The sequence below is a fragment of the Prosthecobacter sp. genome (assembly GCF_044232965.1).
Classification (GTDB): Bacteria; Verrucomicrobiota; Verrucomicrobiia; order Verrucomicrobiales; family Verrucomicrobiaceae; genus Prosthecobacter.
The window spans coordinates 117620-131358 of record NZ_JBIIKX010000003.1 but is presented as its reverse complement, the minus strand read 5'-3'; the positions used below and the strand labels follow the sequence as shown (position 1 = coordinate 131358).

Below are 13739 nucleotides of genomic sequence, written 5' to 3'. Positions count from 1 at the left end.
CATGCATGCAATCTCTGGCGGCTCAAACTCAAACCCCGCCCGTGGACGATTTTAAGCCGCCAGCTTGCGATACAGCTTCTCCATGGCCTCAGGACTTCTGCACGCGATGGCGGCTTGGGCGAGGATGCTCGCGACATCGAGACGCGAGATTTTGATGCCTTGCTGAACTTTGTCCCAAGAGGCAGAGCGCATTTTGGCGACGGTTTGAATGCCGAGCAGCAGCGGCAAGGCGGTGGCGTAGCGCAGTTTGCCGTGAGCGACGTGTTGAACATAGCGCAGGCCGCATTCGAGGTGCTCCGTGCAGATTTTCAGCCACTTGCGCCACTCGGTTTGAATCTCGTCGGGCTGGCAGGGCAGGTAGCAACGGCCATCGCGGGTGTCTTCGCCGATGTCGCGCAGGATGTTGATGAGCTGGAGGCCTTTGCCCATGCGCGCACCCCATGACTGCATCTGCGCGGTGGTGACGGCGGGATCGAGCGATGAAGGCAGCTCGGTGGCACAGAGCTGGGTCCAGAATTCGCCGACACAACCGGCGACGAGCCAGGTGTATTGATCGAGTTCTTCAGCGCTAGCGAGTGAGCGAAGCTGGCCGTCGGACGGGAAGCGGCGGATGTCGAGCTTCTGGCCGTCGATGATGTGCTCCAGCACACTTTGGATGGCCGCCAGGGGCGCTGGCTGCATCGTGCGCAGCCAGCCAATGCCATCCGCGAATTTTTCCATGAGGCGGCGCTCGGCGTCATCCTTCTGCTTGGGGCAAAACTGCTCGCGCAATGTGCTGGCGAGCGATTCGACGACGGAATCGCCCCGCACGAGAGCGCGGTAACGTTCCAGGCAGTCCAGCCGCACTTCGGCGCTGACGCTGGCGGTGTCGGCGATGGTATCGGCGGTGCGGGCAAGCAGGTAGGCGAGGGAAATCGGCTCGCGCAACTCCTTGGGCAGCGCTTTGAGCGTGAGGTAGAACGAGCGCGACACCGCCGCCAGCAACTGGCCGCCGAGTTCGCGTTCGTGGTGGGATTCGTCAGACATCTGTAGGTCAGTAGGACAGTGGGACTGTGGGACGGTCAAGCGAGCGTGCTTTCGTTTGCAGACTGCTCTGAACTGACCCACTGACCTTCCGTCCGACTGACGCACCGTGAATCACCTTTACGTCCACATCCCGTTCTGCCACCGCATCTGCCCGTATTGCAGCTTTCACAAGCACACGCCGGGCGGTACGGACATGGTGGCTTTTGTGGAAGCGTTGCTGAAGGAGGCCGAAAAACAGCCGCTGAAGCCGCGCACGATCTTTTTCGGCGGTGGAACGCCGACGATGCTCAGTGAGGTGCATCTGGAGCGCCTGCTGCGCGGTTTGCGCGAGCGCCAGGACATGTCGGAAGTGGCGGAATACACGATGGAGGCCAATCCACGCACGATCACCGCCTCCAAAGCCGCGATGATGCGTGAACTGGGTGTCACGCGTGTCTCGCTGGGCATCCAGGCCTGGGATGAAGCCACGCTGAAGACACTGGGGCGTGATCATTCACCCGCAGAGGCCGAAGAAACATGGCAGGTGCTCAAGGCGGTCGATTTTCCGAGTTTGAACCTCGATCTGATGTTCTCCATCCCCGGCCAGAGCCTTGAAACGTGGCGTGAAACGCTGGAGCATTCGCTCTCGCTGAACCCCGACCACATTTCGGCCTACAACCTCAACTATGAGGAGGACACGGACTTTTTCCGCCGCCTCAAAGCGGGTGAGTTTCGTGAGGACGAGGGCCGCGACGCGGACTTTTTCAATCTGGGCATCGACCTGCTCGAAGCAGGCGGTTTTGAGCACTATGAGATCTCCAACTACGCCAAGTCGGGGCATCGCAGCGTCCACAACGAGTCCTACTGGCTCGGTGAGGATTATCTCGGCATCGGTCCCGGTGCTTTTTCGACCGTAGGCGGCAAACGCTGGCACAATGTGAAGGACACGCCGCGCTACATGGAGATGACGTTGGCTGGAGAAAATACAGCGGTGGAAGTCGAGGAACTCACGCCGGATCAGCGGCGCACGGAGCGCTTCGGACTGGAACTGCGCACGGCGCGTGGTTTGCCGCTGCAAATGATCGCCCCTGAGTCACGCCGCATGCTCGACACGCTGCGTGACCAGGGGCTGTTGGACTTTGATGATCAGTTTGTCCGGCTGAGTCGCAGTGGCAAACCACTGGTTGATCCGATTGCCGTGGCGCTGATGGGTTAAAACTGTTCGACCAGATAGCGGATCAAGTCGGTGGAGGTGACCATGCCGACGAGTTTGCTAGTGCCGGAGACAATAGGCAGGGAGTGGAAGTCACTCTTGGCGAGGATTTCGGCGGCTTCTCGCACGGTGCCGGTTTCGGCGAGCGTGACGGGATTCGTTTTCATCACCTGCTCCAAGGAGAGTGTGTGGTCGAGCGTGGCATCGACTGTGCGTTCATCGGTGTTGAACGCATCGCCAAAGCTGACGCGGAGAATGTCGCTCCAGGCGATAATGCCGACGATTTTGTCACCGTTCACGACTGGGATGTGATGCACGCCATGTTCGCGCACAAGGGCACGGACTTTGGAGATGGGATCGCCGTGGTGGACGGTGATCACGTTGCGGGTCATGAGGTGGGAGATGGGATCGTTGCGTTTCATGGTTGGGTTGGTAATGCAACATTGTCGAGGGCCTGCGGCACCGCTCCGCTTGGCTTGGGCATGCTTGAACGGATGTTGCGTGGGGACTCAGACGAGTTCCACCACGACGGCGCTGGCGTTGTCTCGACCGGACTCAGCCACGGCATACTCGACGAACCACTGCGCGCGGGTTTTGTCTGCTGGCGGTTGATCCTCGGCGAGCATGTCGGCCAGGCGGTGATCCCAGATGCCATCGATGACACCGTCGGTGCAAAAAAGGAAGCGGTCGCCGATCTCGCAGCCGACGGAGCCGACCTGAGGGTCGAGGGACTGGCTGCCGGCGCCGAGCACCTGCATGAGGATGCTTTTGCGCGGGTGCATGCGTGCCTGGCGCTCGTTGAGCTGGCCGTGGCGCTGCATCCAGCCGACCTGTGAGTGGTCGTCGGTGAGCTGTTTCATTTTACCGCCTTTGGGCAGCCAGTAGATGCGGCTGTCGCCCACATGGGCGAAGTGCAACCAGCCGGGCGTGAACCATCCCAGGCTCAGTGTTGCGCCCATGCCACGGCATTCCTCGTAGTAGCGGCCGAGTTTCAACAGTTCTGCATGAATGCGGTGAAACAATTCCTCCAGAACTTCGCCATGGCCGGCGGCGATTTGCTGCGCGGACTGTTTGAAGCTCTTTGGCAGCAGTTGGGTGATTTTTTCCGCAGCGATCTTGCTGGCAAACTCGCCGGACTTCGCGCCGCCCATGCCATCGCTCACGGCGAAGACGAAGTCGCCGGTGGTGAGGCTGGATTCGCCGAATTTGCCGAGGTAGCGCAGCTCGCGGGCGTCGAAGTTCAGGCAGAGGAAAGTGTCCTCGTTGTTCTGACGCACGCGTCCTGGGTGGGTCAGGCCGGACCAGCGGAGTTGGTTGGGTGGTTGGGGGGGGCTGGAATCGCTCATGGAGCGGGCTTTGGAGGCGGTGGGTCGAGGATGGTGGCGAGTTCGAAGTCGATGAGGCAGAAGCGGCCGTCGCTGTGGCGGTAAGTGACGTTGCGGGTGAAGGGGTCATCGTGGCGGACGCCGTAGTCGCGCTCCAAGGTTCCGAAAAGATCCTTCAGCTTCGCCTCGCTGATGCGTTCGACGAGGGAGCCGCAGTTTGTGGTGACGAGGTAGAGCTGGTCTTCGTGGGCTTCCAGGACGCGGGGCACATAATCGCAGCCCCGCTCCTCCAGCAACCGGAGCACCTTCACCTCGTTGGCGAAGCGCTCGGCGGCGTTGCTGCCGCGAAAATGTTTATGCACGCGGCCGTCGTAGCCGATGCGGACGAGGGCTCGCTGGGTGTTTTTGGCTTCTTGCATGGGGTTTTCCGGCGGGGTGCCGGACTTTTCCAGCATGCGGTGGTCCTGGCAAGCGGACAAAAATACATCTCGCGTCTGGCACGCGGCATGCTTACATGCGCTTTGCTGAACTTGGAGGCGCTCATTTTCTCCTCCCGGAAAGGCAAAAACACACACACTCAACCATGGCCAAATACAAACTCGAATACATCTGGCTGGACGGCTATCAGCCGGTCCGCAACCTCCGCAGCAAAACACAGCTCAAAGACTTTGCCAGCTTCCCGAAGCTGGAAGAACTGCCAGATTGGGGCTTTGACGGCTCCTCCACCCAGCAGGCCCCCGGCGGCTCTTCCGACTGCGTGCTGAAGCCTGTGGCCGTGTTCCCTGACAGCACCCGCATCAACGGCGTGCTCGTCATGTGCGAAGTCTATAACGCCGACGGCACCCCCCACGCCTCCAACGACCGCGCCACCATCCTCGACGATCCGGACGCCTGGTTCGGCTTTGAGCAGGAATACTTCCTTTACCAGGACGGCCGCCCCCTCGGTTTCCCCGAGAACGGCTATCCCGCCCCGCAGGGCCCCTACTACACCGGCGTCGGTTACAAGAACGTCGGCGACATCGCCCGTCAGATCGTTGAGGAGCACCTCGACATCTGCCTTGCCGCCGGCATCAACCACGAAGGCATCAACGCCGAAGTGGCCAAGGGTCAGTGGGAATTCCAGATCTTCGGCAAAGGCTCCAAGACCTGCGCCGACCAGGTGTGGGTGGCTCGTTACATCCTGAACCGCCTTTGCGAGAAGTATTGCGTGGACGTTGAGTACCACTGCAAGCCGCTCGGCGCCACTGACTGGAACGGTTCCGGCATGCACGCCAACTTCTCTACGAAGTTCATGCGTGAAACCGGCGGCGAGCCCTACTTCCTCGCCCTCATGGCCCAATTCGAGAAGAACTGCATGGAGCACATCGCCGTGTATGGTCCGGACAATCACATGCGCCTCACCGGCCTGCATGAGACCCAGAGCATCGACAAGTTCTCCTGGGGTATCGCTGACCGTGGCGCGTCCATCCGCGTCCCGCACAGCTTCAAGAAAAATGGCTGGAAAGGCTACCTCGAAGACCGTCGTCCGAACAGCCAGGGCAATCCTTACCAGATCGCCTCGCGCATTCTCAAGACCATCTCCGAAGTGCCGCAGAAGTAATTCTTCCGTCGGACTCCTTCCCACGAACGCCGCCTGGAAACAGGCGGCGTTTTTTTGCTTTGGAGCCGGGGTTTGCAAATCTGCGCCTGCCTGCTAGGTGAATTCGTATCCCAACCCCATGCCCACCGAACAAGACATCCGCACCGCCCTCGGCAACGTCCGCTACCCCGGCTTCAGCCGTGACATCCTGTCCTTTGGGCTTGTGAAGGGCATTCAGATCGAAGGAGCGAATGTCACGGTCGAAATCTCCGTCGCCACGCGTGATCCCAATATCCCGCGCCTCATTCATGAGCAGGCGATGGACGTGCTGAAAAAGGTGTCCGGCGTCGGCGAAGTGAAGCTGAACTTTGACATCAAGGAGCCGCCGGGCGCCGGAACCACAGGTTCCGAAAAACTTGGCAAATCGAGCATACCTGGTGTGAAGAAGGTGATTGCCATCGCTTCGGGCAAGGGTGGCGTGGGCAAGAGCACCGTCGCTTCAAATCTTGCGGTTGCTTTGAGCCAAAGCGGACTGCGTGTCGGCCTCTGTGACTGCGATTTATACGGTCCCAGCATCGCGCACATGTTTGGCACGGACGAGCGCCCGTATCAGAACGACGAGCAGCAGATCGTTCCGATTGAGAAATACGGTTTGCAGCTCATGTCGATGGGCTTCCTGCTCGAAGACGCCTCGCCGGTGATCGTGCGCGGCCCTATCGCCACACGTTACACGCAGCAGTTTCTGCGTCAGTGCGCCTGGAATGATCTCGACGTGCTCGTGCTCGATCTGCCGCCGGGCACGGGAGACATCCAGCTTACCATCGTGCAAACTGTGTCGCTCGACGGTGCGGTGATCGTCACCACGCCGCAGGAGGTCGCCTTGATCGACGCCCGCAAGGCCGTGGGCATGTTCCAGAAGGTCAATGTGCCGATCCTCGGCATCATTGAGAACATGAGCTACTTCCTCTGCCCGAGCGACGGCAAGGTGTATCACATCTTCGGCAAAGGTGGCGGCGAGCATGAGGCGAAACGTCTCGGCGTGCCGCTGCTGGGCCAGATTCCCATCGAAATGGACGTGCGTGAGAGCGGTGACGAAGGCCATCCCATCGCCCTCGAAGATCCGACGAAGTCCGCGTCGTCGAAGGTGTTCCGCGAGATCGCGGCGCAGTTGAAGTAGCTCGGAACTTCTTACTTCGCCTCCACCGCCGGTTTGTCGCCGAGCTGAAGCGTGGGAGCCTTGGCCGTGTCGCTGATGTTCAGCGCCAGCCAGTGGCCGTTGATCGCGTGCGCAGGAAAACCGCACGCGAGGGCAAACTCGCCGGTTTCATCCGCCACAAAGGAAAACTCCGCCTTGGTGAGCGATAATCCGACTTCCGGCTTCGGCACACCCGCGCCCTCAAAGTAGGGCTCGCCCATTTGCAGCTTCTTGGTCGTGTCTTTTTCCACCACGACGGCGCTGTGCGGAATCGGGCTGGGGTTGATGAAAGTCACCTCAATGGTCCAGTCCTTGGGAACCGTGAAGATGGCCTTGCCGTGCGAGTAGCCGTTGAAGTTCATGCCGTAGTTCGCGGCGCTGTAGGTGGCCACGAGGGTGATCTTCACGGTCTTCGACTTGTCGCCGAGCTTCAGGAAATCCGCCTCGGTGATGCCGGCGAAGAGTTCCTTCTTCAATCCGGGGATCTCCACCGCATGAGCATGATCCGCAGGGGCTGCGGGCTGTTGGGCCTGGGTGAGTGTGGTGGCGAGAAGCGAGACGAGGAAAAGGCGGCTGATCATGGTGGGGCGGATGGAAGCAGGGTTGCCAGAACGTGCAATGGACGATCAAACTGTCGGGCATGGAACGATGAATCTCGCCTTCCGCAAAAATAATCCCCAAGATACCCGCCACGTTCCCGTGATGCCCGGCGAATACGACCCCATGAGCGAAACGCACGATCTTTTCCTGGAAACCCTGCGGCGCTACGAGCGGCCCCTCATCCGCTACGCGCACGGTTACACGGGCGACCTGGAAGACGCGCGTGACATCGTGCAGGACGTGTTTGTGAAGCTCAGCCAGCACCTTGCCACGCTCGACCACGAACGGTTGGCCCCCTGGCTCTTCACCGTCTGCCGCAATCGTGCTCTTGATCATCATCGCAAACATCAACGCCTCATCGTCATGGAAACGGAAACCCTCGATCTCGAAGCCTCCGCCGATCCCGCGCCCAATGACGCGATGGAGAAGCGCGAAACCGCCACCGCCCTGCGTGAACTCATCGAAACCCTGCCCGTGCGCCAGCGCGAGGCTGTGCGGCTGAAGTTCATCGCCGGACTCGACTACCAGCAGATCAGCGCCGCCATGCAGACCAGCATCGGCAACGTCGGCTACCTCATCCACCACGGCGTGGCCGCCTTGAAGACCAAATGGCAGGCCCACGACGAGCCACCGCCCGCGAAACTGAAACACGCGATGGCCTGAAACCCTCCAACCACCTTTTTTGACCATGAAACCGGAACAAATCACCGCCTGGGCGCTCGAAGAAGCCAGCGCCGAAGAACTCCAGCAGCTTGAGGCGGAGCTGCATGAGAATCCGCAGGCGAAACAAAACGCCGAGGCAACCAAAGAATTCTGCCACTTCCTGCTCGCCGAATTGCGTGATGAATCGCTCGCGCTGACGGATAGGCAGCGGGAGCGCTTGCAGGCGCAGCCCGTGGGGCAATCGTCTCGATTGCCTGGAACGCCAGCCGCACCACGACCTCAATGGCGCACCGGCTTGGTGCGCTTCGCGCTCGCGGCGTGCGTGGTTCTGGGGGGCTTTTGGACGTGGCATGCTTATGATTCACGACAAAGCGTGGAGATTGCCTTTGAGGTGGAACATCGAATCCAGCCAGGACGCCGAGGCACCGAAATGGCTCCAGGAAATCCCGCGTCGGAAGCTCGCCTTCTCGCGGAGAAACCGATCCATGCATTGGATCCGCTTGCAGGCATTGTTGCGGATAAACAACTGGCGGCAGCCCCGGCGGCGGCCTATCCGAGCCCGGAGATTCCGCGCATGCTGACAATGAACGCCGGTCAGTCCACGATGACGCCAGGCGATGTTGAGGAATTGAAGAAAATCCAGGACCAAGCGGCCTATGGATTGAATTTTGATAACACCTCAAGATCAACGGTGAATGCCCAGCCTGGACTGATCGCCGCCGCTGGTGGGAGCAGCCCGATGACGATGGGTGATTTACAGACTCCCGCTCAGATGAGCAATTTGGCTGGCACGGGCGGCATGAACAAGACCGCTGATGGTGCGCTCATGGAGTCAAATGGCAGCACGTTCACTGGAGGAAAGACGGTGTCGGCGGGCAACCTCACTCTCAATGGTGGAACGACCACGTCTTCCACTGCTAGTGGAATCGTGGCGGGCACATCTTTGACCAAGTCTGGATCTGGCACGGTGATGCTGACCGGGACGAACACTTATACCGGAACGACGACGGTGAGCGGCGGCATTGTACAGTTCAGTAGCACAACTGCTGCACCGGCGACCACGCCTGCCTCTCCGCCGGTGGTGATGAGTCCGCAGCCGGATGCGTATTACTTTGCCGCAGTCGCAGGCAAAGATTCAGACGGTTTGCAACGTGAGCGTTGGGTGAAAGAGGAAACGGCGACCGAACTTCGCCGCAAATCCGGCGTGGAAGGCGAATCTTACACCCGCATCCTCGAAAACGAGCTGAAGGACGTGGCGCGGGAGCCGCTTTCAACATTCTCGATCGATGTCGATACCGCAGCGTATGCGAATGTGCGCCGGTTTTTGAACCAGAACACGATTCCGCCTGCCGATGCGGTGCGCATCGAGGAGTTGGTCAATTATTTCCCCACGGCGGAGGAAGGACCGGCTCCGCAGGCGAAGGAACCTTTCGGTGTGCGAGTCGAACTGGCTCCGTGCCCATGGCAGCCGACTCACAGACTCGCCCGCATCGCGATCAAGGGCCGCGAACTCGGCAATGAGCGTAAGGCGAGTAATCTGGTCTTCCTCGTCGATGTCTCCGGTTCGATGAACGAGCCGAGCAAGCTGCCGCTGGTGCAGCAGTCTCTGCGCATGCTCACCGAACAGCTCGGGGAAGGGGACCGCGTGACGATGGTGGTCTATGCGGGCAGCAGTGGTCTCGTGCTGCCGCCGACGAATGGCGAGAAGAAGGCCGACATCCTCGCTGCCATCGAAAAACTCAAAGCTGGTGGCAGCACACATGGCAGTGCGGGCATTCAACTGGCTTACGAGCAGGCCGTGGCCGGTTTCATCAAAGAAGGCGTGAATCGCGTGATCCTCTGCACCGATGGCGATTTCAATGTCGGCGTCAGTTCACCTGAGGAGCTGGAAAAATTGATCACCAAGCAGGCCAAGAGCGGCGTCTTCCTCAGCGTGCTGGGCTTTGGCAGCGGCAACCTGAAGGATCGCACGATGGAAACACTGGCTGACAAGGGCAACGGCAACTACGCCTACATCGACAGTCTCAGCGAGGCACGCAAAGTGCTCGTGGAGCAGATGAGCGGCACGCTGGTGACCATCGCGAAGGATGTGAAGATTCAGGTCGAGTTCAATCCGGCTGCGGTGCGCAGCTACCGCCTCATCGGTTATGAAAACCGCCTGCTGGCGAAGGAAGACTTCAATGATGACACGAAGGACGCGGGTGAAATCGGCGCGGGTCACAGCGTGGTGGCCTTGTATGAAGTCGTGCCCGCCAATCTGCCGCCCGGAGCCGAGTCTCGGCCTGCGGTGGACAGTTTGAAGTATCAAACGCCAACCATTGCGCCTGAACGTCTAGCGGAAGCAGCCAAGAGCGGCGAACTGATGACCGTGAAGCTGCGCTACAAGGAGCCGGAAGGCAGCACGAGCCGCTTGATCGAAGTTCCCGCTAAAGACGAGGGCAAAACCCTCACGGCGAGCAGCGAGGAGTTCAAGTTCAGCGCAGCTGTGGCCGGATTCGGCCTGCTGCTGCGTGATTCGGCCTACAAAGGCACGCTGAGCTGGGAAACGGTGCGCAAACTCGCGCTTGATGGCAAAGGCGCGGACAAACTCGGCTATCGCGGCGAGTTCCTGCAGCTCATCGACAAGGCGCGAGGTCTGAAGGAAACGCGGCCGTGATGCATGGTTTTGTAGTTCCGCCTTCAGGCGGTTCTGAGCCGGCTAAAGCCGGGACTACAATACAGATTCGCATCCAAGGTTGAATCGCCTTCGAGTCACGTTATGAAACCCGCATGGAACTCATCAACAACATTGCCCAGGTGCCTACGGCGGTCGGACCTTATTCCCAGGCGGTGAAGCAGGGCGGCTTGCTCTTCTGCTCCGGCCAGATCCCGATTGATCCGGCGGCAGGCAAGATCGTGGCGACGGATGTGGAAGGGCAGGCGAACCAGGTGCTGGCCAACATCCGCGCGTTGCTGACCGCACAGGGTCTCAAAATGAGCGATGTCATCAAGGCGACGGTCTTTCTGACCTCCATGGCCGATTTTCCGAAGATCAATCCGCTCTATGAAGCCGCCTTTGAAGGCCACAAACCGGCGCGTTCGACCGTGGCGGTGGCAGGACTGCCGCTCGGTGCGCTGATTGAGATCGAGGTGATCGCAGCGCTGGGCTGAGTCGTTGGTTTGCTCAGCGGTGTTCGATCACATCGCTGTTTTGGAAGCGGATCTTCGGCAGGGACGCGTAGCGGTCATCCGCGTGACGATATCCGGCGGGGCAGAGGACGGCGGTGGTGAGACCCTGGGCCTCCAGGCCGAGGAGTTCGTCGTATTTACCTGCAACGAAGCCTTCCATCGGACAAGTGTCGATGCCGAGCAGCGCACAGGCCGCCATGAACTGGCCGAGGGCGATGTAGGCCTGCATTTTGGCCCAGTCCTGGGTCATGTAGCCTTGGGCCTGTGTGCCAGCGACCATCTTGCGGAATCCGGCCAGCGCATCGGCGCTGCCGCCGCGCACCTCGACCATGCGGGCGATGAAGGCATCCAGATCGTCGAGGCTGTAGGCTTTTTTCACGGTCATGACGACGAGATGCGAGCAATCGGCCACCTGGCGCTGCCGCCACGAGTGCGCGACGAGCTTTTCCCGCAGCTCCTGATCCTGGATGATGAAAAACTTCCACGGCTGCAAGCCAAAGCTCGATGGTGTGAGCACCAGCGATTCTTCCAGCGCGGCCCAGGTGTCGGCGGGGATTTTCTTCGAGGGGTCGAAGACCTTGGTGGCGTAACGCCAGTTTAGGGCGGTGAGGAGTTCTGAGGTATCCATGGCAGGCCGCTGCTTTGGCATGGCACCGCCGCTTCTGCAAACCCAGAACCGCTATTCCAGCTCCGGCGGCACGTTGCCATACATCCACGGCTTGCCGGCAAAGGGCGGAATTTTGGGGTGCTCCGGCTTTGGCTCGGCCTTCATCTGATTGGCGAGTTCGATGCCTTTGTTCGCCATTTGAGTGCCGGCGGTGATCTCGAGATTCGAGTACGCGGTGAGGCGCGTCTCGTAACCGCCGCCGTTCGGGCCAAAGGCCTCCTCGGTGGGCACATAGCCGACGATGCCGTTGGAAAGCTCGCACGGGAAGGTGAAGGCGTGCTGGCTGCCTTTTTTGATGTCGAGGCCGTATTGCACGAAGTACTCAGCGGGATTGGAAACAAAACACGCGGGGCCGATTTTCACGCACTGCACCTCACAATCGACCAACGGGACGGTTTGGTTGAGGTGGTCGAGCATGACGATCTCCTTCGCGAAAATCCATTCCGTGGGCTCAACAGTGTTCTTGGGCTTCTGCATGATTTCGAGGCTCTTGGCGACGCGCTGCGGCGAAGGCGGGCGGCGTTTGACCTTCAGAACTTCCTGGCGTGTCTCGACAGGTGCCGTGGTGGTCTTCGGCATCGCCAGCAGCGTGCGGATGGCCTCCGCACCAATGCGGCTGCCGACGTACTGCGACCATTCCTCCGATTTCGGGCGCTGATTGGGACTGAGATTGTCCACCTGCGTCACGTCACCGCACGCGCCTTGCATGAAGACGATGGGAGCGTGTGTGCCGAGGCCGCCCTGGATGGTTTTTTCGAGGTATTGGATCCAGTTGGCTGAAATGCCGCCGGGATTCGTCGTGGCGTGGCAGGCGTAGTTCACCACCACGCCCACAAGCTGCCCCTGCATGTCCCAGGCTCCGATCACACCGACCTGCGGGTCGATGGGGCCGGCATATTCGAGGATGTCGGGATTGCCCGCGCCAGGATGACTCCAGCTCTGGCCGTTCTTCATGCGCAGACGGCGGTTGAAGGCCACTTTGTCCTCGTGGCCGAACCCAAAGCCGAGCTGCACCGGAACTTTGCCGCGATCCGCCGCCACGACACCGGCGACGATCTCGCTCGTCACCCGCAGCAGGTAGCCCGCGTCGGCGCAGGAGGACTCTTCATAGGCCAGCTTCTTCACGAGATCGGAGGCGGTGTCGTACTCGCCCGGCATGACCATGCCGACCGGGCCGGAGCTGTGCGAATGCGAGGCGCAAATCAGCACGGCATCGCCCGTGATGCCGGTGGCTTTTTCAATCTGCGCCCGGGCATCCAGCACGATCTGCCTTGGCAACACGAGCGCGTCGAGTCCGATCACCGCGGCCCGTTTCTTGCCATCGTCAAACAAGGCCACGCGCACCTTGCAGGCGTCGTGGAAGCTTTTGTGGAAACCTTTGCTGTAACCGCCCGGCTGCTCCATGCCGATGCCGGGGGTGATGTCCCGCTCGGCGAAGCCTGCCTTGATGTTTGAGGTTGGGACGGGTGTTTGGGCGTGCAGGCCAACAGAGCAGAGGCCAACAGAGCAGAGGCCGACAAGGAGCAGGGGGAGGCGCATGAATCATGAACGCGGGTGTGGCGGCCTCTTTTTTGAGAAAAAACTTACAATCTTTCTTGGCGTGAAGATTGCATCCCTACCCCGGACTGAATTATTATTTAATCTGTCACTCTCCCGACCGTGCACGCCCTGTATTACATCGCCAAAGGCCAGAAGACCCTCGGTCCCTGCTCCAAAGACGACCTGCGCAATTTCCTCGCGTACGGGTCCATCCGGGACAGCGACTTGGTGAAGCGCGGTGACGAGGAGCAGTGGCGGCCGGTTTCCACCCTGCTGGAACTGCATGCCTCGGGCGAGGTGCTGGCCGACGGACTCACGGTGAAGCCGGTGCGGCGACGAGTCGCGCGTTACCGTGACTATGACCGCGTGCCCAATGAGCAGCGTGGCGGTGTGGTGCTGCGTCGGATGTTCTTTGGTTTTCTGATCATGCCGCCACTGCTGTGGTGGGCGGCGGTGTCGATCTACTCGGATCACATTTTTCGCCGGAAGAAGGACGAAAACGGTTACCTGCGCATTTGGGGGCGCTGGGTGGAGGTGCTGGTGACGCTGATGATCATCGTGAACGCCCTGGCTTGGTGGGCGGGCATCACCTATGCCTCGTGGATTCTGGGGCCAGGACTGGCGGAGCTTTCCAAGGGCATGGGCGAGGCCATGGAGGTCATCCGTGGGCTTTGGAGAGACATTCGTGGTTAAAAGCCGCTCGTCTGGCCGTAGTCGCCGGGCTGGCAAGACGCTGATTGTCATTCCCTGTGCAGGATTTGGCATCCTGGGCCTGGGCTGACACG

General features: G+C 60.4%; 14 protein-coding genes. 7 read left to right on the top strand and 7 right to left on the bottom strand.

What is annotated here, in order from left to right; genetic code table 11:
- Positions 1-51 precede the first annotated feature (51 nt).
- Positions 52-1026 (bottom strand): phytoene/squalene synthase family protein, encoded by a 975-nt coding sequence (locus ACILSI_RS02370; RefSeq protein ID WP_395720230.1) that lies wholly within the window; start codon positions 1024-1026, stop codon positions 52-54.
- Positions 1027-1132: 106 nt separating this feature from the next.
- Between ACILSI_RS02370 and hemW the strand changes: the two genes are divergently transcribed.
- Entirely contained in the window at positions 1133-2221 is a 1089-nt protein-coding gene (gene hemW / locus ACILSI_RS02365) for a radical SAM family heme chaperone HemW (protein WP_395720229.1), read from the top strand.
- Here the strand turns inward: hemW and ACILSI_RS02360 are convergent.
- From ACILSI_RS02360 to ACILSI_RS02350, 3 genes are all read right to left on the bottom strand, one after another.
- A complete protein-coding gene (locus ACILSI_RS02360) occupies positions 2218-2640 on the bottom strand; it encodes a CBS domain-containing protein (RefSeq protein WP_395720228.1) in 423 nt (140 codons plus the stop codon). The genes hemW and ACILSI_RS02360 overlap by 4 nt on opposite strands.
- A gap of 87 nt (positions 2641-2727) precedes the next feature.
- Positions 2728-3564, bottom strand: a complete 837-nt coding sequence (locus tag ACILSI_RS02355; RefSeq protein WP_395720227.1) for a PP2C family protein-serine/threonine phosphatase — start codon at positions 3562-3564, stop codon at positions 2728-2730.
- Positions 3561-3998 carry a serine/threonine protein phosphatase gene (locus ACILSI_RS02350; protein ID WP_395720226.1) on the bottom strand — a complete coding sequence of 146 codons (438 nt, stop codon included), beginning with the start codon at positions 3996-3998 and terminating at the stop codon, positions 3561-3563. The genes ACILSI_RS02355 and ACILSI_RS02350 overlap by 4 nt, the downstream gene beginning before the upstream one ends.
- 128 nt (positions 3999-4126) lie before the next feature.
- Here ACILSI_RS02350 and ACILSI_RS02345 point away from each other — a divergent pair, with 128 nt between their 5' ends.
- Together ACILSI_RS02345 and ACILSI_RS02340 are read left to right on the top strand one after the other, a co-directional pair.
- Entirely contained in the window at positions 4127-5143 is a 1017-nt protein-coding gene (locus ACILSI_RS02345; RefSeq protein ID WP_395720225.1) for a glutamine synthetase beta-grasp domain-containing protein, read from the top strand.
- A gap of 118 nt (positions 5144-5261) precedes the next feature.
- On the top strand, positions 5262-6299 hold the full coding sequence (locus ACILSI_RS02340) for a P-loop NTPase (RefSeq protein WP_395720224.1): 1038 nt from the start codon (positions 5262-5264) through the stop codon (positions 6297-6299).
- A gap of 11 nt (positions 6300-6310) precedes the next feature.
- Here the strand turns inward: ACILSI_RS02340 and ACILSI_RS02335 are convergent, their stop codons facing one another.
- The gene (locus ACILSI_RS02335; RefSeq protein WP_395720223.1) at positions 6311-6898 is read right to left on the bottom strand and encodes a sulfocyanin-like copper-binding protein; all 588 of its coding nucleotides are present in this window, start codon (positions 6896-6898) and stop codon (positions 6311-6313) included.
- Positions 6899-6965: 67 nt separating this feature from the next.
- Here ACILSI_RS02335 and ACILSI_RS02330 point away from each other — a divergent pair, with 67 nt between their 5' ends.
- The 3 genes from ACILSI_RS02330 to ACILSI_RS02320 all read left to right on the top strand — a co-directional run bounded on the left by ACILSI_RS02330 (position 6966) and on the right by ACILSI_RS02320 (position 10730).
- Entirely contained in the window at positions 6966-7580 is a 615-nt protein-coding gene (locus ACILSI_RS02330) for an RNA polymerase sigma factor (RefSeq protein WP_395720222.1), read from the top strand.
- Between the two features lie 25 nt (positions 7581-7605).
- The gene (locus ACILSI_RS02325) at positions 7606-10236 is read left to right on the top strand and encodes a von Willebrand factor type A domain-containing protein (protein WP_395720221.1); all 2631 of its coding nucleotides are present in this window, start codon (positions 7606-7608) and stop codon (positions 10234-10236) included.
- 113 nt (positions 10237-10349) lie between these two features.
- Positions 10350-10730, top strand: coding sequence for a RidA family protein (locus ACILSI_RS02320; RefSeq protein WP_395720220.1), 381 nt, complete (start codon positions 10350-10352; stop codon positions 10728-10730).
- 13 nt (positions 10731-10743) lie between these two features.
- Here the strand turns inward: ACILSI_RS02320 and ACILSI_RS02315 are convergent, their stop codons facing one another.
- Together ACILSI_RS02315 and ACILSI_RS02310 are read right to left on the bottom strand one after the other, a co-directional pair.
- The gene (locus ACILSI_RS02315) at positions 10744-11376 is read right to left on the bottom strand and encodes an NAD(P)H-dependent oxidoreductase (protein ID WP_395720219.1); all 633 of its coding nucleotides are present in this window, start codon (positions 11374-11376) and stop codon (positions 10744-10746) included.
- Positions 11377-11427: 51 nt separating this feature from the next.
- A complete protein-coding gene (locus tag ACILSI_RS02310) occupies positions 11428-12954 on the bottom strand; it encodes a hypothetical protein (protein WP_395720218.1) in 1527 nt (508 codons plus the stop codon).
- 120 nt (positions 12955-13074) lie between these two features.
- On the opposite strand from ACILSI_RS02310, the gene ACILSI_RS02305 reads away from it, so the two are divergent.
- Positions 13075-13647, top strand: a complete 573-nt coding sequence (locus ACILSI_RS02305; protein WP_395720217.1) for a DUF4339 domain-containing protein — start codon at positions 13075-13077, stop codon at positions 13645-13647.
- Positions 13648-13739 lie beyond the last annotated feature (92 nt).

Excerpts from the sequence above, each read along its gene's own strand:
- ACILSI_RS02355 (WP_395720227.1), bottom strand. The coding sequence starts at position 3,564 with ATGAGCGATTCCAGCCCCCCCCAACCACCCAACCAACTCCGCTGGTCC.
- ACILSI_RS02325 (WP_395720221.1), top strand. The coding sequence starts at position 7,606 with ATGAAACCGGAACAAATCACCGCCTGGGCGCTCGAAGAAGCCAGCGCC.
- ACILSI_RS02360 (WP_395720228.1), bottom strand. The coding sequence starts at position 2,640 with ATGAAACGCAACGATCCCATCTCCCACCTCATGACCCGCAACGTGATC.
- ACILSI_RS02340 (WP_395720224.1), top strand. The coding sequence starts at position 5,262 with ATGCCCACCGAACAAGACATCCGCACCGCCCTCGGCAACGTCCGCTAC.
- ACILSI_RS02315 (WP_395720219.1), bottom strand. The coding sequence starts at position 11,376 with ATGGATACCTCAGAACTCCTCACCGCCCTAAACTGGCGTTACGCCACC.
- ACILSI_RS02335 (WP_395720223.1), bottom strand. The coding sequence starts at position 6,898 with ATGATCAGCCGCCTTTTCCTCGTCTCGCTTCTCGCCACCACACTCACC.
- ACILSI_RS02320 (WP_395720220.1), top strand. The coding sequence starts at position 10,350 with ATGGAACTCATCAACAACATTGCCCAGGTGCCTACGGCGGTCGGACCT.
- ACILSI_RS02330 (WP_395720222.1), top strand. The coding sequence starts at position 6,966 with ATGAATCTCGCCTTCCGCAAAAATAATCCCCAAGATACCCGCCACGTT.
- ACILSI_RS02310 (WP_395720218.1), bottom strand. The coding sequence starts at position 12,954 with ATGCGCCTCCCCCTGCTCCTTGTCGGCCTCTGCTCTGTTGGCCTCTGC.
- ACILSI_RS02350 (WP_395720226.1), bottom strand. The coding sequence starts at position 3,998 with ATGCTGGAAAAGTCCGGCACCCCGCCGGAAAACCCCATGCAAGAAGCC.
- ACILSI_RS02345 (WP_395720225.1), top strand. The coding sequence starts at position 4,127 with ATGGCCAAATACAAACTCGAATACATCTGGCTGGACGGCTATCAGCCG.
- ACILSI_RS02370 (WP_395720230.1), bottom strand. The coding sequence starts at position 1,026 with ATGTCTGACGAATCCCACCACGAACGCGAACTCGGCGGCCAGTTGCTG.